Genomic DNA, 26,527 nt, shown 5'->3' with positions numbered 1-26,527 from the left:
CCCTTCGTACGAACACCCCGACAGGAGGAGGTGACCATGTTCCGACGGCTGCAGCGCGTCCTGCGTCCGATCGAGCCGACCGACCGCGACGCGGGCCTGTCGATCATCGAGGTCATGGTCGCGATGATGGTGTTCGCCGTGATGTCCGTGGGCATCGCCTACGGGATCGCGAACACGCTCCAACTCACGCAGAGCAGTCGAGGACGAGAGACCGCGGTTGCTTTGGCTTCGCAGGACATCGACATGCTGCGACAGACGGCTGCAGCGTCCACCGCCGGGATCTTCAACGTCGTCAGCAAGGCGGGTGCAAGCAACACCAAGACGATCGGCGGGGTCACCTACCAGATCGACCGGACGGTCTCGTGGGTCCAGAGTGACGGTGCCAGCGGCGCTTGCGGCACCTCGAACGGCAAGCTCGCGTACAAGAGCGTCGTCGAGACCGTGTCCTGGCCCAAGCAGGGCAGTGGGACGGCCTCGACAACGGTCACCTCTGCGATCGCACCAAGCGATGCGGTGACCGACCCGGGTTACGGGACGGTCATCGTCTCCGCCGTCAACGCGTCGGGCGCACCGTTCCAGGGCGTCTCGGTGCAGATCACTCCGGTGAGCGGTGGAGCGGCGCTCTCGACCGCGCCGCTGCCGACGGACGCACAGGGATGCTCCTACGCCGTGAACGTCGTGCCGGGGGACTACTCCGTGACGGCGAACGTCTCCGGCGGGATCGACACCAACCAGGCCCAGCCGTCGACCCAGTCTCCGATCACGGTGAGTGCTGGAGCAAGCTCTCCGGTGCCGTTCGTCTACGACAAGGCGAGCCAGCTGACGCTGCGGTACGCGCAGACCTACGGAGCGACGCTCCCGACGAACATGGTCACGGTGCTCTCGAGCTCCGCTGGCGGCCTCGACACGATCAAGCCCTGGGACGTCACGAGCAGCTCGCTCGTCGTGAACTCGGCGTCCACCCCGAACCTCCCCGTGTTTCCGTTCACCTCCGGCTACACCGTCTACGCGGGGCCGTACTCGAACAGCACGAGTGCCAGCACGAGCTGCCTCAGCCCGAATCCGTCCTCATGGTCGACGCCGAGTCAGAGCGGTGCGATCGGCGTGAGTCCACAGACCGTCAACGTCAGCCCCGGATCGCCCTCGAACGCGTCGGTGATGATGGGCGTGGCCACGGTCAGCGGCGTGAAGAACCGCTACATCACCGCCGTCTCGTCAGCGAACCCCGGCGCAGGCGATCCTGGGTGCTCGGCGGGCATGACGATGAAGTTCCCCGTCGCGACCGGTGACTCCGCGACGATCGCCCTCCCGTTCGGTACCTGGACGCTCTACTCGGGGACGAGCTTCGGTGCGACCACCAAGAACGAGATCGCGTCGAACGCATCGAACGTCAAGCCGGTCACCCCGGGCAACGTCAACCAGAAGACCGCCCTCGTGGTCATCAACTACGACAACACGCTGACGCTCGATCCGCGAGGGCAGACATCATGATGCGCGCGACGACCCGGTTCCACCGCGACCAGTCCGGGGTGAGTCTCTCCGAGCTGATCATCGCTCTGAGCGTGTCGATGATCGTCCTCGTCGCGGTCGGTGGGTTCTTCACCGCGACCCTCCGCGCCGGCACGACGAACACGACGTCGGATCAGAACGCCCGGTCGGCGTCGATCGTGATGAACTCCGTCACCAGGTACGTCCACGCTGCGAGCCTGTTACCGAAGTCGGACGGGACGTACGCATCGGCGGTCACACAGGCCAGCGGCACACAGCTCACGTTCTACGCCTACATCAACCTCGATGGCAGCAGCACCGACAACCCGGTCCAGGTGCGCTACTCACTGAACGCATCGAAGCAGCTCGTCCAGGACCAATGGGCCGGCACGGCGTCCGGAGGTTTCTACTCGTTCCCGGCCCCGACCCAGACCCCGAACACGTCAGCCGTCCTCGGTGGCCCCATCGCATCCCCGACGGTCGAGGGTGACCCGTTGTTCACCTATCTCGGGGCCGACGGTGGCGTCCTCCCGACGCAAGCCGACGGTTCGCTCGCGGCGGCACAACTCGGGAAGATCCGGGCCGTGCGCACCAACCTCGAGCTCGGGTCCACCACGGCCGGCGCATCCGGGAACACCCGCATCCAGAACACCCTGTACCTCTTCAACGTGGCGTACGGCACAACGAGCGGAGCGACCCCATGATCCGGTGGATCGGCGAACGCCTCGGGAGAGGACACGGCGACGAACGCGGCATGATCCTCGCGAACGTGGTCATCTTCGGCACCGTGATGCTCCTGCTCGTCGCGACGATGGTGGCGGTGTCCACCTCGGGCGCGATCAAGTCGGCAGCCGACAGGAACTTCCAGAACGCCATCACCGCTGCGTACGCCGGCTTGGCGGACTACCAGGCCAAGCTCTCGAACGACAACGGCTACGCGCTCTACGGCAACGCGGCGGCACAGTTCAGCAAGTCGAGCGGGTCGACCTTCACCGGCAACGACAACAACGCAGCGTTCACCAACAGCGGTTCGACGTGGGCACCGGTCGTCGGGTCATCGGACCAGTGGTACCGGTACGAGGTCGACAACTCGAACTACTCGTCCAAGGGCATCCTCCGCGTGCGCGTCACCGGGAAGTCCGGCGGCAGTGTGCGGTCACTCGTCGCGAACCTCAAGGGCGACGGCTTCATCAACTACCTGTACTTCACGAACTACGAGTCGTCGAACCCGGCGATCTCGGGCAGCTCCTGCACGACCGCGTACCAATGGCAGTCAGGCGTCAGCAACAAGTGCCAGGCTGTCCAGTTCGCGGGTACGGACGTCCTCAACGGCCCGATCCGCACGAACGACGTCTTCACCGCTGCGTGCGCGACGACGTTCAACGGCGCGGTCGAGCAGCACGACACCTCGGTCCGCGCGTCGAGCGGCACGTGCAACGGCGCGTTCAACGGTGGTGCGGCGAGTGCGGTGCCGTACCTCGGCTTGCCAGCGCTGAACTCCAACATGTCCCAGGAGACGCGGACCGACATCCCGGCGACGGTCCCCCGTCCCGGCTGCCTGTACACAGGGCCGACTCGGGTCAGCTTCCTCGGGAACGGCAAGATGACGGTCTGGTCGCCGTGGTCGAAGGCGACGCAGGTCAAGGTCGACAGCGCGTCCGGTGCGGTGACGGAAACGAACGACACGGCGAAGGCCGCGGCCTTGTGCGGTGCCGTCGGAGACCTCCAGAGCGCCGCAGGTGCGACGATCTCCACCCTCCCCTCGAACCTCATGTACGTCCAGGACATTCCGTCGGCGGCGAACAACGTGAACACCTGGACCGCCGGCAGCTACCCGTCCAAGTACACGAACACGTACTGCACGACCACCGTCACCGTGCGCAGCAACGGCTCGTCCAGCACCTCGGGGAACCAGACCTTCAGCAACGGCCAGGGGTACCCGGCGTCCGGAGAGTGGATCAACGGCGGGAGCTCGGGGTCCGGATCCACCTACCAAACCGGGTCGGCGTCGGACACCTACTCCTGCACGGCCGGAGACGTCTTCGTCAGCGGCGCGTTCTCCGGAGCCATGACCATCGCCTCGTCGGGGACGATCTGGGTGACCGGTGACATCACCTACGTCGACGGGACGAGCGACATCCTCGGGCTCGTCGGGCAGAACGCCGTCGAGATCTGGAACCCCGCGAAGTGCACCTCGTACCCGACGACGGGCTCCTGGTGGGCAGGCTACGTGACCGACTACTCGCGCTGCAACAACGCGGGCGTCGGACTGCTCAACCGGGCACGGGGCGCCGGCATCACGGTGAGCGCAGCGATCGCGAGCAACGCCGGGACGTTCTGGAACCAGAACTACGACATCGGTTCGCAGCTCGGTGTGCTGAAGGTCGTCGGTTCGATCGCGCAGAACTGGCGAGGTCCGGTGGCGACCACAGGCGGCACCGGATTCTCGAAGAACTACGTGTACGACCAGCGACTCCTGACGACCGCGCCACCGAAGTTCCTCCAACCGGTCTCGACGTCGTACGGAGTGACCACGCAGATCGAGGTGCAATCCGCGTACCAGGTGGACGGTTCGTGCGCGAAGACCACGGCGGGGGTGTGCCGATGACCTCGTCGATTTTCACGGCAGTGCTCGCCGGTGCCTTCGGGCTGGTCATCGGCTCGTTCCTCAACGTCGTGGTCTACCGGGTGCCCGCCGGTCTGTCGGTCGTCGCTCCGGCGAGCGCGTGTCCGAACTGCGGGCACGCGATCCGACGGCGCGACAACATCCCGGTGGTGTCGTGGATCGTCCTCGGCGGGCGCTGTCGCGACTGCGATGTGTCCATCTCGGCCCGGTACCCGATCGTGGAGCTCGCCACAGGCATCCTCTTCGCGGTCGTCGGGCTCATCGCGCTGTCTCCGCTCGAGGCGATCGCACCGCGCGATGCCGTCGGCCGTGCGGTGCTCCTCGTCGCGTTCCTGTACCTGATGGCGATCAGCGTTGCGCTCGCGCTGATCGATCTCGACACCCACCGTCTCCCGAACGCGATCGTGTACCCGTCGGCGGTTGTCCTCCTCGTGCTGTTCGCCGTTGCCTCGGCACTCACCGGTGACTGGGGTGCCCTCGCCCGCGGGCTACTGGGTGCGGTCGTCCTCGGTGGTGGGTACTTGGCGCTCGCCGTCGCCGTGCCGGGTGGGATGGGGCTCGGTGACGTGAAGCTCGCCGTCGTGCTCGGTCTCGTCCTCGCGTACCTCGGATGGGGACCCCTCGCAGTGGGAGCTTTCGGGGCGTTCGTCGTCGGAGGTACGGTCGCGATCAGCCTGATCATCCTCCGTCGAGCGCGGTGGCGCGGCGGGTTGCCGTTCGGTCCGTCGATGCTCGTCGGCGCCTGGCTCGGAATCCTCGTGGGTGACCGGCTCATGGGTGCGTACCTCTCCGTACTCGGCGTCGCCTGACCCGACTGTCCACCTCCACCAACGAAAGCAGCATCATGGGCAAGAGCATCGTCGGCCTCGACATCGCGGGGTCATCGATCCGTGCAGTCGAGGTAGCGGACGCAGATCGTCCTCGCCCGACCGTCGTGCGTTTTGCGGAGGTCCCCACCCCGGCGGGGGCGGTGAGCCGCGGCGAGGTACTCGAGCAGAACACCATCGCGGCCGCACTCAAGCAGCTCTGGTCGATCGGCAGGTTCCGCTCTCGCGACGTCATGCTCGGAATGGGGAACCAGCGTGTGCTCTCGCGGGACCTGACCGTTCCGCGGGCTCCGCTCGCACAGATCCGTGAGAGCCTGCCCTTCCAGGTCCAGGACATGCTCCCGGTCCCGGTCGGCGACGCCATCCTCGACTTCTACCCGACTGCCGAAGGCGTGAGTGAGTCCGGCCCGGTGCTGCACGGTCTCCTGATCGCAGCGATCAAGGACGCGGTCCTCGCCAACGTGAAGGCCGTCCAGCTCGCCGGGCTCAACCCGGTCGGTGTCGACTTGATCCCGTTCGCCCTCACGCGGGTCGTGGTCGGTCGGCAGCAGCGCAAGGGAACGACGGCGCTCGTCCAACTCGGAGCCGACACCACGAGCGTCGTCCTCGCAACAGACGGCGTCCCGCAGTTCGTCCGCATCATCCCGACCGGCGGCAACGACCTGACGAAGGCGTTGGCTGCGCGGCTCGAAATCTCGTTCGAGCAGGCAGAAGCAGTGAAGCGTCACCTCGGGATCGGCCGAGTCGCACAGACACCGGACGACGCCCGAGCGGTTGCGGCGACGTTCGACACCGTGAACGAACTCATGGCGAGTCTCCGGAACACGATCAACTACTTCGTGAACACGCGTCCGGGCGAATCCGTGGCGAGTGTCGTGCTCGTCGGCGGGGGTTCGCGTCTCATCGGCTTCCGTGAAGCTCTTGCGGACTACACGCACCTGCCCGTCGAGATCGGCTCCGCGTTCGCGGCCGCCGGCGTCGGCCGGTCGATCCGTGAGGAAGACATCGCCGCCCACGGCGACACGATCGCGGTCGCCTACGGGCTCGCGGTAGGAGGCAAAGCAGCATGACCAGCACAGAGGTTCGCCCGACGCCCACTCTGAAAGCGGACGATGCGAAACGCCGCGGGCATCGTGACCGCGCTTCGGATCACGCTGCGGCCGTCGGCCTGGAGCCCCGTGTCGACCTCCTGCCCCAAGAGGTCCGTGCCGACCGTCGGGAGCGCGGCATCGCTCGCCGGGCTTGGTTCGGCGTGGTGGTCGCCGGAGCCGTCGTAGTGCTCGGCACCGGCGCTGCCGTCGCGCACCAGTTGGGTACAGCGGCGGAACTCGCTTCCGCGCAAGCCGAGACGTCCACGCTGCTCGCGCAGCAGCAGCGCTTCGCCGATGTTCGGACCGCGGAACAGCAGACGCAGCTGCTCCAGGCTGGGCAGGCCGTCGGCGGCGCGTCCGAGATCGATTGGCACGACACGCTGTCCGAGGTCGAGCGCGTCCTCCCGGACGGCGTCGAGATCAGTGCGATGCGCATCGCCTCTGCCGACTCGGTTGAACCGTTCTCGCAATCAACCGCTGCGCTCTCGAAGTCGCGTGTCGCCACCGTCTCGATCACCGTGAAGTCTTCCGAGATCCCGTCGGTCTCGGACTGGAATGGCCGGCTCTCGTCGCTGCGCGGGTACGTCGGGTCCACGATCTCCTCGATCTCGTACGAGAAGGAGACGGCCCGCTACAGCTCGGTGATCGACATCGAACTCAACGACAAGGCCTACGACGGCAAGTACACGAAGGACGCAGACCGATGAGCAAGAACCGTCTCTCCCTCGTCATCGCACTCGTCGTCACCGTGGCAGTTCTCGCCGGTGGCTGGTTCCTCGGCGTCCAGCCGCAGCTCGCACAAGCGGCGAGCAACGGTACGCAACAGGAGACCATCGACGCCACCAACGACAGGAACCGCGCGGAGCTGGAGCGTCTTGCCAAAGCGAACGAGAGCCTCGACTCGACGAAGGCGGAACTCGCGAAGCTCCAGGCATCGCTCCCGTCCACTGCCAACACCGACCCGTTCGTGGAGTCACTGAACGGGTTCGCCACGTCGTCCGGCGTGACGATCACGAGCGTGACGATCGGCGACCCCGAACCCTACGTCCCCGTCTCGACCTCACCGGCCGGTACCGCGACGGCCGGTCCGACGGCTTCGGCGAGTGCGACACCGGCACCCGCGTCCACCGCGGCGCCGACTGCTGCCGCCACTCCGCAGGCGGCGGATCCGCACAGCGATCCGCTGATCACCAGCTCCAACTTCTCCGTCATCTCGGTCACCGTTGCAGTCGATGGTTCGTACGATCAAGCGCTCGCATTCACGCAGGCGGCGCAGAGCGGGTCGCGGTTGTTCCTCGTCAGCGGGATCGCCGCGACCAGCACGGATGAGAAGCCCCCGATGGAGGCGCAGTCGTGGTCGTTGACCGGCACGATCTACGTGCTCGCCGACTCCGGAACGACCCCCGCGAAGGGCTGACCAGCACCCCCGCCAACTGGGGGAGGAGCCGCCACGCCGAAGCCTCTTCCGTGGCGGCTCCCGCTGTGCGTACGATGCTCCCGATGCCGCGTTCTGCGGCTCGTCACACCCTCTCGAACGGTCCGCTCGAACCGGCCGTTCCTCGTCGTGCCCGGAGTCGCGCGTGTTGTCTGGAATCGTGGAATTCCTCGGCTGGTTCGGAGCCGTAACCGTCCTCGCTGGTTACATCTTGTTCTCAACGGGCAAGCTCCCGAACGGCCCGGCCTACCAGCTGTTCAACCTCGTCGGCGGGCTCGCGGTGGCGGTCAACGTCGCCGCCCACCACGCCGTCCCCTCGACCATCGTCAACGGCATCTGGGCCGTCGTCGCGGTCGTCGTCCTGGTCCGCATGGCCAGGGCGCGTCGCGCGGCGAAGCGGGCCGGTCTCGAGACGCACCACGAGCGCTCGACGGAGCCGGCGGCCACGACCGCGGTGCTGCCCGTGATCGGCCCCGCCGTCCGGCACCACGAGCCGGACGCGACGGAGCAGCCGGACGCGCCCCCGAGCCTCCAGGCCGCAACGGCCGCAACGGCCGACACGACCGCAACGGCCGGCCAGGCGGCAACGGCCGCAACGGCCGACACGACCGACCAGCCCGACACGACCGCCCCTGCCGCCCCCATGACCGAGAGCGTCCCGGTCATCACCGCCGCGATCGCCATCGCCCTCGTGAACGCCGCGCAAGAGCAGCGCCGCGCCGAGCGCAACGAGCAGCACGACCGCGAGCAGCACGAGCAGCACGCGAGCTGACCTCGCCGAACCACGCAACGAACACAGCACCACGCATCGCCGTGGTGCTGTGTCCGTCCCGCGGTCCGGTGCGGGAACCCACGTCGCACACCACCGGCGCTACCATCGGTCCATGTCCCGGTGGTTGGTGGCGACGATGACGTCGATCCTCTTCATCGCGCTCGTCGTCGCCGTGAGCGGGTTCGAGTCCCTCCTCGCCGACATCGCGATCATCTCCCAGACCGACGCGACGCCCTACCTCGGCCCGGCGATGGTCCTCGGCGGCGCGGTGGTGGTGTTCCTCGCGACGGCGTTCGGCATCCCGGACGGCAACCCCGGCGTCACGGGCCTGGTCGCGGCCGCGACGAGCTACCTCGTGATGCTCGGCGTCGGGTCGGTCGGCTACGCGCTGATCCGCCGGGACGTCACCGAGCTCCTGGTGTTCCCGGCGGGCTACGCGCTCGGTCCGTTCGTGGTCGGCTCGGTCGTGATCGCGCTGCTCTGCGTGATCGGCGGGATCACGATGGCGAGGCACCAGACCAAGCAGTCGAACTGACGGCGGTCGCCGGTAGGATCTCGGTGCCGCCGGAACAGCGCGGCAGCGAGACCACGGGGGACCGATGAGCACGGACGACACCGCACCGCAGGACGGATGGGGATCCGTCCCACGGGTCGCGGACATCAGCGGCACGCGCGAAGCGCCGGCGGGCGCGGCAGCGGCTCCGGCACCGCGGCCGCGCAAGCGGATGCGCCGCGGCGCACTCATCGGCATCATCGCGGGCGGAGCAGCCGTGGTGCTGCTGGCCGTCGCGGGCGGGGTCGGGTACTCGGTCGGCTCGAACACCCACGCGCCGGAACGCCAGGTCGAGGCGTTCCTCGACCACCTGCGGTCCGGCAAGGTCGACGCGGCCCTGACCGACGCCGGCATCAAGCACTCGAAGGACGACGTCCTGCTGACCGACGCCGCGTACGCGAAGGCGAAGTCACGGGTCACGGGGTACCGCATCGCCGCCACGAAGACCGACGGCGACACCGCGACGGTCGGTGCGTACCTGACGCAGAGCGGGCGCCAGGTCGCCGCCACGTTCACCCTCGACAAGACCGGCACCGACTGGGGCGTCTTCCCGAAGTGGGAGCTCCAGGCACCCGACCTCGGATCGGTGGACGTCGTCGTCCAGGCGCCGGCGGGCACCACGGTCGCGGTCGCCGGCCAGAAGGCGACCACGGACAAGACCGGCGGGCTCACCCTGCGTGCACTCCCGGGTTCGTACGACGTCGCGGTCGACGGCGGCAAGTGGTTCACGGCCGACGCCACGACGGCGGACGTCCGCGGGTTCAGCGCAGCGGAGTCGACGCCGGTGTCGATCACGACGACGCTCACCGACGACGGGAGGGCGGCTGCGACGGACGCGGTGAACGCCTGGGTGGACGGCTGCATCGCCTCGACGTCGACCACCCCGGACGGCTGCAGCTTCTACGCGTACGGCGAGAACCCGGCGAACACCTACACGGACCAGAAGTGGACGCTCGACGCCCGCCCGACCGTGCAGGTGGACGGCTGGCTCGCGGACGGCTGGATGGTCACCACGTCGTCGTACGGCTCGGCGACGTTCACGGCGAACTTCACGGGGCCGGCGGGCTCCGGCACGGCGACGGCCGGTCCGATCAACGTGAACGCCTCCGGCTACATCACGGGGTTCACCGACGCGGGCGCGACGTTCGAGTCGTCGATCGGCAACGGGTCGTCGGACACCGGCTCCTGATCACGGGTGGTCGGTTCCGTCCCGGACGGGAGGCCCGGCCCACCTCCCCGACGGCGGCTCGCCGGAACGCGTGGCGGGCTCCAGGGCGCGCCCCGCGCCCGGCGCGACCGGCCGGCGGACGGGTGTTCGCCGACGGCCGATTCCACGGGCCTCCAGGGCGACGCGCCCGGATTGATTTCGCGAGGTTACGCAGGTAGGCTCTTCCGGGTGTGCGCCCTCGGGCGCGCCCGAAAAGTTCGGCAGGTCGACGACCTGATCCGGACAGTCCGCCCCCAAACCACGTCCGCCTGACAGGCGGCCGTTCGCGTGGGCGAGGATGCCGACGGACCACGTCGGCCAGAGAACACGAGCGAAGAACCAGGAGAACAGTTGCCTACTATCCAGCAGCTGGTTCGCAAGGGTCGTACGCCCAAGGTCGTCAAGACCAAGGCACCGGCCCTCAAGGCGAACCCCCAGCAGCGTGGTGTGTGCACCCGCGTCTACACCACCACCCCGAAGAAGCCGAACTCGGCACTGCGCAAGGTCGCTCGTGTGAAGCTCTCGAACGGTACCGAGGTCACGGCCTACATCCCCGGTGAGGGCCACAACCTGCAGGAGCACTCGATGGTGCTCGTCCGCGGCGGTCGTGTGAAGGACCTCCCGGGTGTCCGCTACAAGATCATCCGTGGCGCACTGGACACCCAGGCCGTCAAGAACCGTAAGCAGGCGCGTAGCCGCTACGGCGCGAAGAAGGGTTGAGTTAGATGCCTCGTAAGGGTCCCGCCCCCAAGCGTCCCGTCGTCGCAGACCCCGTCTACGGCGCACCGATCGTCAGCCAGCTCGTCAACAAGATCCTGCTTGACGGCAAGAAGGGCCTCGCCGAGCGCATCGTCTACGACGCACTCGAAGGTGTCTCTTCCAAGAACGGCCAGGACGCCGTCGTCACGCTGAAGAAGGCGCTCGACAACGTCCGTCCGACCCTCGAGGTCCGCAGCCGCCGCGTCGGTGGCTCGACCTACCAGGTCCCGGTCGAGGTCAAGCCGCACCGTGCGAACACGCTGGCCCTGCGCTGGCTGACCTCGTACGCCAAGGCTCGCCGCGAGAAGACGATGACCGAGCGTCTCATGAACGAGATCCTCGACGCGTCGAACGGTCTCGGCGCCGCTGTCAAGCGCCGCGAGGACACCCACAAGATGGCCGAGTCGAACAAGGCCTTCGCGCACTACCGCTGGTAATCCCGGCGTACCTGGCTGATCGGTTCGGGCGCCGTCAGGGCAAGACCCACGGCGCCCGGCCGACCACCATCTCCTACAACTCTTCCGGAGGAACCCTGTGGCACAGGACGTGCTCACCGACCTGAACAAGGTCCGCAACATCGGCATCATGGCGCACATCGACGCCGGCAAGACCACGACCACCGAGCGCATCCTGTTCTACACGGGCATCACGCACAAGATCGGTGAGGTCCACGACGGCGCCGCCACGATGGACTGGATGGCGCAGGAGCAGGAACGCGGCATCACGATCACGTCGGCCGCGACGACCTGCTTCTGGGACAACAACCAGATCAACATCATCGACACCCCCGGTCACGTGGACTTCACGGTCGAGGTGGAGCGCTCGCTCCGCGTCCTCGACGGTGCCGTCGCCGTCTTCGACGGCAAGGAGGGCGTCGAGCCCCAGTCCGAGACCGTGTGGCGTCAGGCGGACAAGTACAACGTCCCGCGCATCTGCTTCGTCAACAAGATGGACAAGCTCGGTGCGGACTTCTACTTCACCGTCGACACGATCGTGAAGCGCCTCGGCGCCGAGCCCCTCGTGCTGCAGCTCCCGATCGGTGCGGAGTCCTCCTTCGAGGGCGTCGTCGACCTGGTCGAGATGCGTGCCCTCACCTGGCGCGGCGACGCCAAGGGTGACGTCCAGATGGGCGCCAAGTACGAGATCGAAGAGATCCCGGCCGACCTGGCCGACCGCGCCGCCGAGTACCGCGAGAAGCTCATCGAGCGCGTGGCCGAGGCGGACGACGAGCTCATGGAGCGCTACCTCGAGGGCGACACCGACTTCTCGGTGGCCGAGATCAAGGCTGCGATCCGCAAGCTCACCGTCAACAGCGAGCTCTACCCGGTGCTCTGCGGTTCTGCCTTCAAGAACCGTGGCGTCCAGCCGATGCTCGACGCGGTCATCGACTACCTGCCGTCGCCGCTCGACGTCCCGCCGATGATCGGCCACGACGTCAAGGACGAGGAGAAGGAGATCATCCGCAAGCCGGATGCCTCCGAGCCCTTCTCGGCGCTCGCGTTCAAGGTCGCGGTGCACCCGTTCTTCGGTCGCCTCACCTACGTCCGCGTGTACTCCGGCCACATCGAGTCCGGTGCACAGGTCATCAACTCGACCAAGGGCAAGAAGGAGCGCATCGGGAAGATCTTCCAGATGCACTCCAACAAGGAGAACCCGGTCGACGCGGTCACCGCCGGTCACATCTACGCGGTCATCGGCCTGAAGGACACCACCACCGGTGACACCCTGTGCGACCCGCAGGACCAGGTCGTCCTCGAGTCGATGACCTTCCCGGAGCCCGTCATCGAGGTGGCGATCGAGCCGAAGACCAAGGCTGACCAGGAGAAGCTCTCCACGGCCATCCAGAAGCTCGCCGAAGAGGACCCGACGTTCCGCGTCGAGCTCAACGCCGAGACCGGTCAGACGACGATCAAGGGCATGGGCGAGCTCCACCTCGACATCCTGGTCGACCGCATGAAGCGCGAGTTCAAGGTCGAGGCGAACGTCGGCAAGCCCCAGGTGGCCTACCGCGAGACCCTCACCAAGACCGTCGAGCGCTACGACTACACCCACAAGAAGCAGACCGGTGGTTCCGGTCAGTTCGCGAAGGTGCAGATCGCGCTCGAGCCGATGGAGGTCACGGCGGAGAAGGTCTACGAGTTCGAGAACGCTGTCACCGGTGGTCGCGTGCCTCGTGAGTACATCCCGTCGGTCGACGCCGGTATCCAGGACGCCATGCAGGTCGGTATCCTCGCCGGGTACCCGACCGTCGGTGTGAAGGCCATCCTCAAGGACGGCCAGGCGCACGACGTCGACTCGTCCGAGATGGCGTTCAAGATCGCCGGCTCGATGGCCTACAAGGAAGCGGCTCGCAAGGCCGGTCCGGTCATCCTCGAGCCGATCATGGCCGTCGAGGTCCGTACGCCCGAGGAGTACATGGGCGACGTCATCGGTGACCTGAGCTCGCGTCGTGGCAACATCGCCGCGATGGAGGACGCTTCCGGCGTCAAGGTGGTTCGCGCGAGCGTGCCGCTGTCCGAGATGTTCGGCTACGTCGGGGACCTTCGTTCGAAGACCTCCGGTCGTGCCGTCTACTCGATGACGTTCGAGACCTACAACCAGGTCCCGTCCAACGTCGCCGAGGAGATCGTCGCGAAGTCCAAGGGGGAGTGACGCTCTCCCGAGCGTGCTCTCCACAGGCGGGGGCGCCCGGCGACGGGCCCCTCGCCACCAAGTAAAGTAAAGACACACACACCGCGTGCCAACGGTTCGGCATCCCTGACAGGGGTGCTCCCGGGGGTCTCGCATCCGAGTCCTGAGGAGGACCCACAGTGGCCAAGGCCAAGTTCGAGCGCACCAAGCCGCACGTCAACATCGGAACCATCGGTCACGTCGACCACGGCAAGACCACGCTCACGGCGGCGATCACCAAGGTTCTGCACGACCAGTACCCGGACCTCAACGAGGCCCGTGACTTCGCTCAGATCGACAACGCTCCCGAAGAGCGCCAGCGCGGCATCACGATCAACATCTCGCACGTCGAGTACCAGACCGACAAGCGCCACTACGCGCACGTCGACGCTCCTGGTCACGCCGACTACGTGAAGAACATGATCACCGGTGCGGCCCAGATGGACGGCGCGATCCTCGTGGTCGCCGCCACCGACGGTCCCATGCCCCAGACGCGTGAGCACGTGCTGCTCGCCCGCCAGGTCGGCGTGCCGTACATCGTCGTCGCGCTGAACAAGTCCGACATGGTCGACGACGAGGAGATCCTGGAGCTCGTCGAGCTCGAGGTCCGTGAGCTCCTCGGCTCGCAGGAGTTCGACGAGGACGCCCCCGTCGTGCAGGTCTCGGCGCTCAAGGCGCTCGAGGGCGACGAGAAGTGGGTCAAGTCCGTCCAGGACCTCATGGCCCAGGTCGACGAGCACGTGCCGGACCCGGTGCGCGCCACCGACCAGCCCTTCCTCATGCCGATCGAGGACGTCTTCACGATCACCGGTCGTGGCACCGTCGTCACCGGTCGCGTCGAGCGCGGCGAGCTGGACCTCAACTCCGAGGTCGAGATCGTCGGCATCAAGCCGACCCAGAAGACCACGGTCACGGGCATCGAGATGTTCCGCAAGCTGCTCGACAAGGCAGTCGCCGGTGACAACACCGGTCTGCTCATCCGTGGCCTCAAGCGTGAGGACGTGGAGCGCGGCCAGGTCGTCGTGAAGCCGGGTTCGGTCACGCCGCACACCGAGTTCACCGCGAACGCGTACATCCTGAACAAGGAAGAGGGCGGCCGTCACAACCCGTTCTACGCGAACTACCGTCCGCAGTTCTACTTCCGCACCACGGACGTCACCGGCGTCATCACGCTGCCCGAGGGCACCGAGATGGTCATGCCCGGCGACACCGTCGCGATGACGGTCGAGCTGATCCAGCCGATCGCCATGGAAGAGGGCCTCCGCTTCGCCATCCGTGAGGGTGGTCGTACGGTCGGCGCCGGTACGGTCGAGAAGATCATCAAGTAACGCTCGTTCCTTGCGTCAGCGGGGTCGGACCTTCGGGTCCGGCCCCGCTTTCGTCGTTGCGGTGGGGGCGGGCGCGGCGGCTGCGGCTACGACTCGGCTGCGTTCTGCGGACAGACCGTGGCCGGTCGGGCAACATGTGTCGCAAGCGGCCGGACCACCCGGCCACCGGATGGCCGGGACCCCGGCCGACAGGGAGGCACCATGGCCGGCTTCGACGACATCCAGAAGAACGTCTCCGCGAAGGCGCAGGAGGTCACCGACAAGGCGAAGGCCTTCGTCGACCAGAACAGGGACAAGATCGAGGAGGCCGTCAAGAGCGAGAAGGCGGAAGAGGTCTCGGACAAGATCATCCACGGGCTCGCCGACGGCATCAAGAAGGTCACCGGCGGGAAGTTCGACGACAAGATCGACGACGCCGCCGCGAACGTCGACAAGCACGTCGGCAACGAGTAGCCCCGCTCCGACTCCTGCGATCCCACACCCGTCCGGCATGCGCCGGGCGGGTGTTCGCGTCCCTCGGAAGACCGACAACGGTGTACCCCGATCTGGGTGCATCGGTCCGTCAGTGTGCTCGATACCGTGGAGTCGCGGGACCGCCCTGGGTGCCGCGGTGACCCGAACACCCCCTCCTCGCTGCTCGACCCTGCCCGGCCGACGGCGCGGTCTGCTGTGCCTCGCGTCATCCGACGACGACTCGAGAGCACTCTCCGATGCGACTGTCCCTGCTGCCCGCGCGCCCCCGATCCGTGGCGATGGCGGTGGTGATCGCCCTCGTGACCGGTCTCCTCGCGGTGTTCGCGATCGCGCAGCCCGCGGCGGCGGCCTCGACGGTCAGCGTCACGGCGAAGGCGGACGACTCGGTCCTGAGCGGGGCACCGGCGACGGTGACGCTCACGGCGAAGAACACCGCGGATGCATCCGGTGGCACGGACCTCTACAACCTCGGGTACTCGTACACGCTGCCGGCCGGCGTGAGCTACGTCGCGGGCAAGGCGACGGCGGACGGAATGGCGCTCCCCGATCCGACCACGACGACCCTCGCGGACGGTGGCACGCTCCTCGTCTTCTCGAACGTGTCCGACCTGGTCTCGGGTGACCAGAAGTCGATCGCGTTCCAGGTCACCGCGTCCGACGCCGTCTTCCCGGTGGGCACGTCGTTCACCGGCACGGCACAGATCGCCGTGAACGACGACGCACGCAACATCCCGACGTTCGACGCCACCGGGGCTCCGGCGACGAACACGTCGAACTCGGCCACGGCGACGTCGAACCCGACGTCGATCTCCGCGATCCGCATCACGAAGGCCGAGGGCAGCCCGGAGAACGAGCTCGTCCGCGGCGTCCACGACCACCCGACGGTGTACACGCTGACCGTCCAGAACACCGCCACGGCTCCGAGCACGAACGTCACGGTGACGGACCTCCTGCCGGCGGGCCTGGAGTTCCTCGGCTGCGGCGCGATCGACAACACGACCTCGGGACCCGAGTACGCGGGCGCTCCGTCGCTGCAGTCCGCCACGGCGGCCGGCGCCACGGGTTCGTGGGACCAGAGCGCCTGCCTGACGCCGGACAGCGTCACGACGGTGGACGACGTCCCGGGACAGGGCGGCGCGGTCTTCACGAAGGTCGTCTGGTCGATCCCGACGCTGACGAACACCGCGGTCACCATCAAGTACCTCGCCGCGGTGCCGCTCTTCGAGAACACCATGGCGTTCAGCGGGCAGGGCACGGACAAGCCCGCCGGGGCCGTGTCGGCACCCGCCGCCACGGGGCTGCACGACGAGGCGAACCTCGACAACAACAACGGCCCCTCGACCCGGCAGGACACTGCCGACACCACCTCGAACGGCCGCGGACAGGAGAACACCGTCGTCGCCGCCGGGACCTACACGGGCAAGGTCGGCGGGACGGCGACCTCGGCGCAGTCCGCCAGCGCCGCACTCACCGTCGAGGCGATGGACCTCGCCGTGGCGAAGTCGGTCACCACGCCGGCGGACGGCTCGTTCGCGGCCGGGAAGTTCGCGACCTACTCGTTGGACGTGCGGGCGAGCGAGTACGAGTCGTCGGCGGGCATCACGTTCACCGACACGCTCGGCGACGGACTCTGCCCCGCGTACCCTGCGGGCACGCCCACCACGGGGACCTTCCCCGCGGACTGCACGCTCGCGATGAACGCGTCGCTGGACCAGCAGATGACGAACGCCACCGTGGACCGTGTCGCCTACGACGCCGCGACGGGGAAGTTCACGATCTCGTTCCACATCGCGGACCTGGCAGCAGACGGCGCGACGACCGTCCGGTACCAGGCGCTCATGCGGACCGCCTACTCGGTCACGGGCTCAGGCGGGCCGACGTCCGCCGGTGACTCGTTCGACAACACGGTCGCGATGACGGGCACCTCCACCGGCGTCCACGGCGACAGCGGTGCCACGAAGGTGGTCGACGACTCCCGGGCGTCCATCACGTCGAAGGCCCCGACGATCACGAAGTCCGTCCTGCCGCGGAGCGCGAGCGACGGCGTGACGAGCTCCGCCGACTGCTCCGCGGCCGGCCGGCCCGGCTCCTACGTGACGACCACCCCGAGCGACGCCTTCCAGCTCGGGGACCTGGTCTGCTTCAAGCTGCAGGTGGACTTCCCGGCCGGCGTCCAGAGCCGCAACGCGACGATCACCGACATGCTCCCCGTGCACACCACGGCCGGCAGCAGCTGGGCCGAGGACACCGACTGGTCCTACGGGACGGAGAGCACGGTCCCGGAGTCGGACGTCGCCCTGACGTCCTCGTCGTCGACGACGGGCGCGTTCGCGATCGGGCACACGGTCTCCGGCGCGAGCGGCACGTACGTGGACGGCGACGCCGACGGTGCACGGGTCGTGCTCTACGTCGCCGCGCGCATCACCTCGCAGGGCTCGAGCGCGACGAAGGTCGACCTCGCCGACAACCTCATGAAGGTCGCCCAGCAGAACACCGCCGGCGCCGTGACGAGTCTCCGCACCTCGGTCGGCTACGCCGTCGCCGGGACGCCCACCGCGACCCTCGCGAAGGACATCGTCGACGCCAGCGGTTCGGTCACGAACCCGCCGACGACGACCGAGGGCGCGACGCTGCACTACCGCCTGACCGTCGGCAACCGACCGGCGACGGGCTCCAGCGCGGCCATCGGTGACGTCACGGTGTGGGATGCGCTCCCCGCCGGAGTCGATTGTGCTGCGGTCTCGGCGATCTCGGACGACGGTGCCTGCGGTCCGGCTCCGACCGGCGCCGCGTCGCAGTACGCGTCCTCGCGCTACCTCCGCTGGACGATCCCCTCGATCGACGCCGCTGCCACGAAGGCGCTGACGTACGACCTGACCGTGCCGACCCCCGGGTACGTCGGCACGGCGTACGCCAACACCGCGTCGGTCACCAGCTTCACGACCACGACGAACGCGGACACGACGACCACCTGGATCCCGGCGAAGGCTGCTGGGAGCACCTTCACCGCGACGCCGGCGCCGGGGCAGGGGACGGCGCCGAACGCCGACGCTGCACGATCCGTGTCGATCCCGGCCGTGGCGGTCGAGAAGCGCGGCGGCTCGGTCGCCGGCTCCACGACGAACCTCTCCGGGGACACCGCGGCGCCCGGCCAGGGCGTGACGTACACCTACTCGGCCACCGTCCCGGCGCACACGAGCGTCGGCAACGGTACGCTCAGCGACCCGTTGCCGACCGGTGTCTCGACGACGTCCGCGAGCAGCTGGACCCTGACCTTCCCGGACGGCAGCACGATCACCGTGCCGGCTTCGGCCCGGTCGACCGACGTCGACGGGACCTACGCCGGGCAGACCTTCACGCTGACCGGGACGGGGAACACGCTCGGCGCCGGCGCCGTGGTCTTCCCCACGACCTTCGACAACGCCGGGGACTCGACCGCGGTCTTCTCCGTCACCGCATCCGGGCTCGTGGTGACGAAGGGGGTCGGGAAGTACGACGCGTCCGGCACCGCACCCGGCGCCGTCACGAACACGGCGACGTTCTCGTCGAAGCCGGCCGACGGGACCCCGTCGACGAGCTCCGCGGCGAAGACGATCGCGGTCCAGCCGCCGCAGGTCGGCATCTCGAAGACCAACAACCTGGGCGGCCGGACCGTCGCCGGTCGGGACACGGTGACGTGGACGCTGACGGCGAAGAACACCGCGTCCACCGCGGACGCACGGTCGACCGTGATCGCGGACTGCTTCCCCGACGAACTCACCCTCACGAGCAGCTCGCGTGCCGAGAGCACGCCGACGAGCGCGCAGCAGACCGCACTGGGCAGCTGCCCGACCGGCACCACGCTGCACACGTGGTCGGTGGGCACCCTGGCCGCCGGCGCCTCCGCGACGATCACCGTCACCGCGACGGTGGGGACGGCCGCCCCCGCCGGACGGCAGTACGTGAACACCGCCAGGGTCCTCGCGTCCAGCCTCGACACCGACTACGCCACGGCGAACACGTCCTTCGTGCAGGTCGCGACCACGACGAACTCGGTGACCGTGACCGGACCGTCCATCGCGAAGACGCTCACGGCGCCGACGTGGAACGCCACGACCGGTGCCGGCACGGGCACCGCGACGACGAACCCCGCGAACAAGAACGCGCTCCCGATCCGCGCCGGCGACACCGCGACCTACCGCATCACCGCGACCGTCCCGGCGAACGTCGCGATGTACGACGGCCGGATCACGGACACCCTGCCGAAGGGCATGACCGCGGTCGGGACCCCGACCGCGACCGCGAGCGACTCCTCGGTCACCGTCACCCCGTCGGTCACCTCCGGGACCGTCACGGTGCGGATCTCCGACATCGCGTCGGGGCTCGCCGCACCGCTGACGATCACGGTCGACGTCCCCGTGCAGCTCGGTGCGGGTCAGCTGTCGGGCACCGCGTACTCGAACACCGCGAAGCTCGCCTACGACCGGACGGCGAAGGGGGCCGAGCCGACCGACGCATCGACGACGTCGAACCAGGCGAACGCCACCGCGGTGACCCCGTCCCTCGCGATCGCGAAGTCGGCGACGGTCGCCGGGCAGACCACGACGACCGCGAAGGCCGAGCCGGGCCAGGACATCACCTACGCGGTGACGGTCTCGAGCTCCGGTTCGCCCGCGTACGGCACGAGCGTCACCGACTGCGTGCCGGACGGCATCGTGGTCGACCCCGCACGGATCTCCGGCGGCGGCACGCTCAGCACCGACGCGAAGTGCGGCGGCGGTGTCATCACCTGGCCCAGCACGACCTTCGGCACCGGTTCCACGACCACGTACACGTACCACGCCGTGCTCGACGAGGACACGAAGCTGACCGGCGACGCCCTGGTGAACACCGCCTCGACGGGCACGTACACCTCGCTCCCGGACGGTGACGGCGGCTCGTACGGCCCCACCACCGCGAGCGCGTCGGTGACTCCGTCGTTCCCGTCGGTCGCCGTGGCGAAGTCCAACGACACCGCCGGCGGGCTGTCCTACGTCGGCGTCCCGTCCGACTTCACGGTGACGTTCACGAACACCGGCAGCGCCGCGACCTCCGTCGCCGCGCGGGACGTCCTGCCCGACGGGTGGACCTACGACGCCGGCAGCTCGACGACCACCAGGAACGGTGGCGCCAGCGCGGCCGCTCCCGACCCGTCAGCGGCCGGGACCACGCTCACCTGGGCCGACCTCGGGACGCTCGGGACCAACGAGACCCTGACGCTGCACTACCGCGCGACCCCGACGACGGCCGCTGCCACGGCGGCCGGCACGGCGACGAAGCACACGAACCACGTCACCGCGACGATCACGGACGCCTCCGGCGGCACCGGGTACGACGGCGGCGCCGGCTCGTTCACCACCTACCCGAAGCAGCAGGACGGCACCGCGGGGACCGACGCGACCGCGACCGCCGCGATCGCCGCGGCCGACCTGTCGATCGCCAAGAAGGCGACGACCGCGGACGTGGTGGCCGGCGCGACCACGGCGAAGGCCTGGACGATCGTGGTCACGAACACCGGCGGGGACGCCGCACACGGCACGACCGTGGTGGACACCGTCGCCGGGCTCCCGGACGGCGCCACGCTGCGGTTCACCGGGTCGGGCTGGACGTGCACGACGACGGGCACGGACGAGCAGACCTGCGCCAACGGTGCCGTGGTCGCGTCGGGCTCGGCGTTCCCGGAGCTCGACGTCGCACTGACGCTGCCCGCCGACGCACCGCTCACCGCGATCCGCAACAGCGCGACGATCCACCAGGGCACCGGCCAGACGTTCGACCCGAACGACGGGAACGACTCGGACTCGGCGAGCACCACCCCGGTCGCGATCGCGGACCTCGCCATCACGAAGACGGCCGCTGCCGATCGCTTCACCGCCGGTGGGACGGCTTCGTGGACCCTCTCGGTGCAGAACATCCGTGACCCTGCCGAGCAGAGCGTCTCCGACGCCCGCGGCACCGTCACCGTGACCGACACGCTGCCGAGCACCGTACGGCTCGAGCAGGCGACCGTCGCGGCCGACAGCGGGTGGACGTGCGACACCGACGGCAACACCCTCACCTGCACCCGTGACGGTCTGGCGAACGGGACGACCGCACCGCCGATCACCGTCACGGCGACTGTGCAGCCGGACACGACGGCGTCGCAGACGATCGCGAACACCGCCCGCGTCGCCGTCGACCCGTCGACGACCGACCCGAAGGCGTCGAACGACGTCAGCAACACGAGCACCCCGGTCGACGACACCACCTCGCTGACGATCGCGAAGGCGTTCTCGAGCGACCGCCTCGTGGCGGGCGAGCCGGCGGACTGGACCATCACGGTCCGGAACACCGGTACGGCCGACGCGCGGAAGGTCGTCGTGACCGACGCGCTCGAGTCGGGGACGAGCCTCCAGGGCGGGTCGCAGGCCGACGGCGACTGGACGTGCACGTCGGACGACACGGTCTCCTGCGTGCTCGACGGCACCCTGCGTGCCGGGACAATGTCGTCGTTCACCATCACGGTGACGACGCCTGCCGACCTCTCCGGCACCCTCGCGAACACCGCCGTGGTGCGCTCGGACAACGCGGCGACGCAGACGGCGAGCACCTCCAGCGCTGCGACGCAGACGGTCGGACTGCGGGTCACGAAGACCGCGGACGTCCAGTCGGTCGACGCAGGGGAGGACGTCACCTACACGATCCAGGTCGCGAACCCGGACGGGCCGTCCGACCTGCCGGCGGGCGACGCGACCACCCCGAGCGTCCGCGTGCAGGACACGCTGCCGGTCGGCGTCGAGTACGTCGGGCTGACCGACGGGACCGCCGCGCACTGGACCGTGGAGTCGAACGTCGACGGCGTCCTGACCCTCGTGAGCACCGACGGCATCGCCGCGGGTGCCACCGATCCGGACACCATCGGCGTCGTGGTGCACGTCCCGGCCTCGTTCCGTGGCTCGTCCATCGTGAACACCGCGACCGCCGCGCCGGTCACCGCGAAGGGGGAGACGGCGCACGACGACGCGACCGTCGGCGTCACCACCTCCGCGGACCTGTCGATCACGAAGACCAGGACCAGCGCGGCCTCGGCCGACGCCGGGACGGACGTGACGTACGACGTGACCGTGACGAACGCCGGCCCCTCGGACGCCCAGCGCGTCACGTGGACCGACACCGCCCCGGCCGGGATGACCGTGACCGCGGTCACCACGGACGACGCCGCGTGGGAACAGGGCGTCGACCCGACCACCTGGTCCACCGGCACGCTCGCGTCCGGTGCGTCCGCCACGTTCCACGTGACGGCGGCGATCGCCTCGGGGACGCCGGCCGGCACGCTCCGGAACACGGCGACGGTCTCCTCGGCGACGGACGACCCGGATCCCTCGGACGACACCGCGGGTGCCGACGTCGACGTGACCACGCACGCCGCGCTGACGCTGTCGAAGACCCCGGTCGACCGGGCCGGGTCGACGGACCGTTCCACGACGACCACCGCCGGCGGCCAGCAGGTCTGGTACCTGCAGGTGCGCAACGAGGGACCGTCCGACGAGCAGCCGGACACCGTCGTCACCGACCAGCTGCCGGAGGGCATGCGGTTCGTGGCCGCGCAGTCCGACGGCGCCGTCTGGACCTGCGACGGCACGACGGACACGACCGTCGTGACGTGCACGCTGGGATCGACCGTCGTCGCGGGCACGGATGCGCCGGGACTCTGGCTGACCACGGCGATCGCGTCGGGCTACACTGCCGGCGCGATCGAGAACCGTGCGGCGATCACCGCGCAGGGCACCCCGGAGCCGGTCGGCACCAACGGCGGGACGGCAACGGCCCCGCTGCCGGTCGCCGCCGTCGCGAACGTGCAGATCAGCATCGGGCACACCGGGAAGGCCGTGATCGGGAAGGACCTGCCCGAGACGGTGCAGATCCGGAACGCCGGGCTCTCCGACGCAGCGGCCGTCACCGCGACGTACACGTTGCCGAAGGGCCTGACGTACGTCTCCACCGAGGCGGACCCGGCGTGGACGGTCACCGGGGTCGTCGCGAACCCCGACGGCAGCACGACGGTGTCGTTCGCGCTGAGCGGCACGCTGCCGGCCGGCACGCTGGCGCCGGCGATCACGGTGCACCAGACGCCCACCGCTGCTGCCTACCCCGGCGTGACGCCGACGGCCACGGTCGCGACGACGACCACCGAGACGACGCTGGCGGACAACGACGCCGACGACGAGCTCGCGGTCCAGCCGCTCTCGAGCCTGTCCGTGACGAAGTCGCACACCGGCGAGCTCGTCCGCGGGAGCACGGTCGGGTACACGATCACGGTCAGCAACGCCGGACCCACCGAGGACCCTGGTCCCGTCGTGGTCACCGACGCACTGCCGGCGGGCCTGTCGTTCGTGAGCGTCGACGACCGCGCCGCCACCTGCACGACCGGCTCGACGGTGTCCTGCACGCTCGACGAGCCGCTCGCCAGCGGTGACCGGATCGCGATCCAGCTGACCGTCCGGGTCACCGCGGACGCCCCCGACCGCATCACCAACGTCGCGACCGTCCGGTCCGCGACGACGCAGGTGACCGGCGCGGTCGCGATGGACCCGCTCCGCGCGAGCGACCCGGCGCCGGTCCGCGCCGACCCGCAGCCCCGTGCGCTGGCGTTCACCGGTGCGGCGGGCCTCGGGCTCGGTGGAGCGCTCGCGTTGCTCGCGCTCTCGGTCGGTCTGCTCCTGCTCCTGGTCCGCCGCCGACGCGACGCACGGTGACCGAGCGGCCTGCGGTGACCGCCTGACGGACGGGAGGACCGGTGCACGCCCGCACCGGTCCTCCCGTCCGTCGTCGGTCGGCACCACCCCGTCGGCCGGCCGGTTCCACCGGTTCGCGGTGCGCGATCCGTCGCTTGCTGCTGCCCCGCTGAGGCGGGACGTGTTTGCTCGGAGGGGTGACACGCCTCCGCAGATCCGCGACCAACGGTCGTGGCTACCACCGCGTCCGCTCGGGCAAGGGATTCTCGTACCGTGACCCCGACGGGCAGACCGTCACGGACCCGGACGTCCGGAAGCGCCTCGAGGACCTCGTCGTGCCGCCGGCGTGGGAGGACGTCTGGATCTCGCCGTACGACAACGGCCACGTCCTCGCCACCGGCATCGACGCGGTCGGACGGCGGCAGTACATGTACCACCCGTCCTGGCGAGAGCGGATGGACCGCATCAAGTACGACCGGGCGCTCGCCCTCGCGGAGTCGCTCCCGAGCGCACGCCGCGGCGTCACGCTCGACCTGCGACGCCCCGAGCCGGATCGGCGTCGTGCGCTCGCTGCAGCGTTCCGGATGCTCGACCAGGGATCGCTGCGAGTCGGGTCGGAACGGTACGCGTCCGAGCACGGCAGCCGGGGCCTCTCCACGTTGCTCTGCGCGCACGCGCACGTGTCCGGTGACGACATCGAGCTCTCCTTCCCCGGCAAGAGCGGGCAGGAGTGGTCGTCGTCCATCCACGACGCCGACCTGTCGAGCGTGATCGCCGGGATGAAGCGCCGCGGGCCCACGGCGCGGCTGCTGTCCTTCCGTGCGACCAGGGGCGCCGACTGGGAGCCGCTGTCGGCCGAGGACATCAACGCCTACGTCAAGGAGCGCGCAGGCGACGAGTTCACCGCGAAGGACTTCCGGACGCTGCACGGCACGGTCGCGGCGGCGATCGACCTGGCGGAGACCGGACCGCAGTCCAGCGAGACGAAGCGGAAGCATGCGGTGTCACACGCGGTCAAGGCGGCGAGCGAGGTCCTCGGCAACACCCCGACGGTGGCCAGACAGAGCTACGTCGATCCCCGTCTGCTCGACGCGTACGAGCACGGCGAGACCATCGATCCGAAGCGCGAGCACGCCGCGGAGTCCGAGGTCCGGGCACTGCTCTACCGCCAATGACCTCCATCGGTGCCGCGACACGTCCGCGATGACGTACCGTTGACCCTCGTGCCGTCCCACCCCCACGCGGCACGGAAGGACCCACATCAGTCGTGACCGACGAGTGCATCCACGGATTCCCCACCGAACTCTGCGACATCTGCGCGCCTCGACAGCGCGAGGTGCCCGACGTCCCCAAGGCCCCTGCGCCGCGGCGCACCCGCGTCAGCACCTCGCTGCGGTCGACCCCCGGCGGTTCGCCCGCCCGCGCGAAGGCGACCGCGCTGCGTACCGCTGAGCCGGACATGCCGGCCGCCCGGGTCTTCGGCGCCCTGCGCGCACACCACGTGACCCACATCGACAACTTTGACGGGATCGTCGCGGACGGGGCGATCCTCGCGTCCGACGCCGTCACGCCGTCCTACGACATCAGCGCCCCTGCTGCCCGCGAGGCCCGCGCGGCGGCGACCGCGCCCGACGGGTCGAGCGTCGCCAGCCACGTGCCGTTCTCGCTCTCGCCCGACGGCGCGCGCTGGGACGAGGTCCGACGCGGGGCGCACGACACCGAGCGCTGGTCCGACGCCGCCCGGCACGCCCGTGGCGTCGACTACGTCGTGCTCGTCGTCCCCACCGCGGCCTTCGGCGCCTCGGTGATCCTGGCTGACACGGACGCCGACGCCGAGGACGTCCGGTTCGCGGTCGGTCCGGAGGCCGCGGCGAACCTGCTGCGCCGCACGGACCTCACCGACCCGGAGATGCACGGTGTGGAGGTCCTCGCCGGGCCGAGCGTGCCGTTCTCCTCGGTCGCGGTCATCGGCGTGCCGAACGACCGCGCACGCCACGCGGTGAAGGACATCCTCTCCGAGCACGGTGGGCACGTCCCGCGTGTCGCGGTCTTCCCGCCGTGGTTCGTGCCGCCGGTCGTCCCCGACGAGGACTGACCCGAACACAGAACCCCAGAACGGACACAGCACCGCGCGACTGCGTGGTGCTGTGTCCGTTTCGCGGTTCGGCGGGGGCGTCCGTGCCCCCCCTCGGGACGTGCGCTGCGCGGCGGACGCGAGCCGGGCCTCCAGGCCGGTGGATCCGCGGCAGACCGGGGAAGTACGCTGGTCTCGACACGCCCGGGGGAGCGCGACACGCCCGGGTTGCACGGAACCCCGGGCTATGGGAGACTTGTCCGGTTCCGAAATTCCTGGGGCGTTCGCGCCCCGAAGGATCACTGCACTGGCAGTGCACAACCCCCCTGTTCAGCAGGGCTGGGTTGGGCCGCAGGCAGCAGAACACATCGAAGCCCCACAACGTGACGGACACCCGTGTCCGGAGCCGGGGTGGCGATACGTCCACGCGGGCCGTCGTGTGCACCACGGCATGACCGTCCGCGCGGTTGACAGGAGAACAGCGGTCATCC

The 26,527-nt window shown here is 69.3% G+C and carries 18 protein-coding genes; all 18 read left to right on the top strand.

Annotated features, from left to right (window positions below):
• Positions 1–36 precede the first annotated feature (36 nt).
• Positions 37–1,491 carry a prepilin-type N-terminal cleavage/methylation domain-containing protein gene (locus ACO0E1_RS07345; protein WP_422873574.1) on the top strand — a complete coding sequence of 485 codons (1,455 nt, stop codon included), beginning with the start codon at positions 37–39 and terminating at the stop codon, positions 1,489–1,491.
• A complete protein-coding gene (locus ACO0E1_RS07340) occupies positions 1,488–2,192 on the top strand; it encodes a PulJ/GspJ family protein (RefSeq protein WP_422873573.1) in 705 nt (234 codons plus the stop codon). The genes ACO0E1_RS07345 and ACO0E1_RS07340 overlap by 4 nt, the downstream gene beginning before the upstream one ends.
• Positions 2,189–4,096 (top strand): hypothetical protein, encoded by a 1,908-nt coding sequence (locus tag ACO0E1_RS07335; protein ID WP_422873572.1) that lies wholly within the window; start codon positions 2,189–2,191, stop codon positions 4,094–4,096. Before ACO0E1_RS07340 ends, ACO0E1_RS07335 begins: the two co-directional genes overlap by 4 nt.
• Positions 4,093–4,923, top strand: coding sequence for a prepilin peptidase (locus tag ACO0E1_RS07330; protein WP_422873571.1), 831 nt, complete (start codon positions 4,093–4,095; stop codon positions 4,921–4,923). Before ACO0E1_RS07335 ends, ACO0E1_RS07330 begins: the two co-directional genes overlap by 4 nt.
• 35 nt (positions 4,924–4,958) lie before the next feature.
• Positions 4,959–6,011 (top strand): type IV pilus assembly protein PilM, encoded by a 1,053-nt coding sequence (gene pilM, locus ACO0E1_RS07325; RefSeq protein WP_422873570.1) that lies wholly within the window; start codon positions 4,959–4,961, stop codon positions 6,009–6,011.
• The gene (locus ACO0E1_RS07320) at positions 6,008–6,739 is read left to right on the top strand and encodes a hypothetical protein (protein WP_422873569.1); all 732 of its coding nucleotides are present in this window, start codon (positions 6,008–6,010) and stop codon (positions 6,737–6,739) included. Before pilM ends, ACO0E1_RS07320 begins: the two co-directional genes overlap by 4 nt.
• Positions 6,736–7,449 carry a hypothetical protein gene (locus ACO0E1_RS07315; protein WP_422873568.1) on the top strand — a complete coding sequence of 238 codons (714 nt, stop codon included), beginning with the start codon at positions 6,736–6,738 and terminating at the stop codon, positions 7,447–7,449. Before ACO0E1_RS07320 ends, ACO0E1_RS07315 begins: the two co-directional genes overlap by 4 nt.
• 163 nt (positions 7,450–7,612) lie before the next feature.
• Positions 7,613–8,239, top strand: a complete 627-nt coding sequence (locus tag ACO0E1_RS07310; RefSeq protein ID WP_422873567.1) for a CBU_0592 family membrane protein — start codon at positions 7,613–7,615, stop codon at positions 8,237–8,239.
• 112 nt (positions 8,240–8,351) lie between these two features.
• Positions 8,352–8,774: a DUF6121 family protein gene (locus ACO0E1_RS07305; protein WP_422873566.1), complete on the top strand. Its 423-nt coding sequence runs from the start codon at positions 8,352–8,354 to the stop codon at positions 8,772–8,774.
• A 64-nt stretch (positions 8,775–8,838) separates the two neighbouring features.
• Positions 8,839–9,981, top strand: a complete 1,143-nt coding sequence (locus ACO0E1_RS07300; RefSeq protein ID WP_422873565.1) for a hypothetical protein — start codon at positions 8,839–8,841, stop codon at positions 9,979–9,981.
• A 369-nt stretch (positions 9,982–10,350) separates the two neighbouring features.
• Positions 10,351–10,719 (top strand): 30S ribosomal protein S12, encoded by a 369-nt coding sequence (gene rpsL, locus ACO0E1_RS07295; protein ID WP_058728453.1) that lies wholly within the window; start codon positions 10,351–10,353, stop codon positions 10,717–10,719.
• Positions 10,720–10,724: 5 nt separating this feature from the next.
• Positions 10,725–11,195: a 30S ribosomal protein S7 gene (rpsG, locus tag ACO0E1_RS07290; protein WP_144760634.1), complete on the top strand. Its 471-nt coding sequence runs from the start codon at positions 10,725–10,727 to the stop codon at positions 11,193–11,195.
• Positions 11,196–11,292: 97 nt separating this feature from the next.
• Entirely contained in the window at positions 11,293–13,410 is a 2,118-nt protein-coding gene (gene fusA, locus ACO0E1_RS07285; RefSeq protein ID WP_281266018.1) for an elongation factor G, read from the top strand.
• Positions 13,411–13,568: 158 nt separating this feature from the next.
• Positions 13,569–14,756, top strand: coding sequence for an elongation factor Tu (gene tuf / locus ACO0E1_RS07280; RefSeq protein ID WP_281266017.1), 1,188 nt, complete (start codon positions 13,569–13,571; stop codon positions 14,754–14,756).
• Between the two features lie 201 nt (positions 14,757–14,957).
• Positions 14,958–15,209, top strand: a complete 252-nt coding sequence (locus tag ACO0E1_RS07275; RefSeq protein WP_422873564.1) for an antitoxin — start codon at positions 14,958–14,960, stop codon at positions 15,207–15,209.
• Positions 15,210–15,466: 257 nt separating this feature from the next.
• Entirely contained in the window at positions 15,467–23,983 is an 8,517-nt protein-coding gene (locus tag ACO0E1_RS07270; RefSeq protein ID WP_422873563.1) for an isopeptide-forming domain-containing fimbrial protein, read from the top strand.
• A 176-nt stretch (positions 23,984–24,159) separates the two neighbouring features.
• Positions 24,160–25,137 carry a DNA topoisomerase IB gene (locus ACO0E1_RS07265; protein ID WP_422873562.1) on the top strand — a complete coding sequence of 326 codons (978 nt, stop codon included), beginning with the start codon at positions 24,160–24,162 and terminating at the stop codon, positions 25,135–25,137.
• 92 nt (positions 25,138–25,229) lie between these two features.
• Complete coding sequence (locus tag ACO0E1_RS07260; protein WP_422873561.1) at positions 25,230–26,057, top strand: DarT ssDNA thymidine ADP-ribosyltransferase family protein; 828 nt, start codon at positions 25,230–25,232, stop codon at positions 26,055–26,057.
• Positions 26,058–26,527: the final 470 nt, after the last annotated feature.

This window comes from Curtobacterium guangdongense, assembly GCF_049341845.1.
GTDB lineage: Bacteria > Actinomycetota > Actinomycetes > Actinomycetales > Microbacteriaceae > Curtobacterium > Curtobacterium guangdongense.
This window is presented reverse-complemented; position numbering and strand designations above follow the sequence as displayed.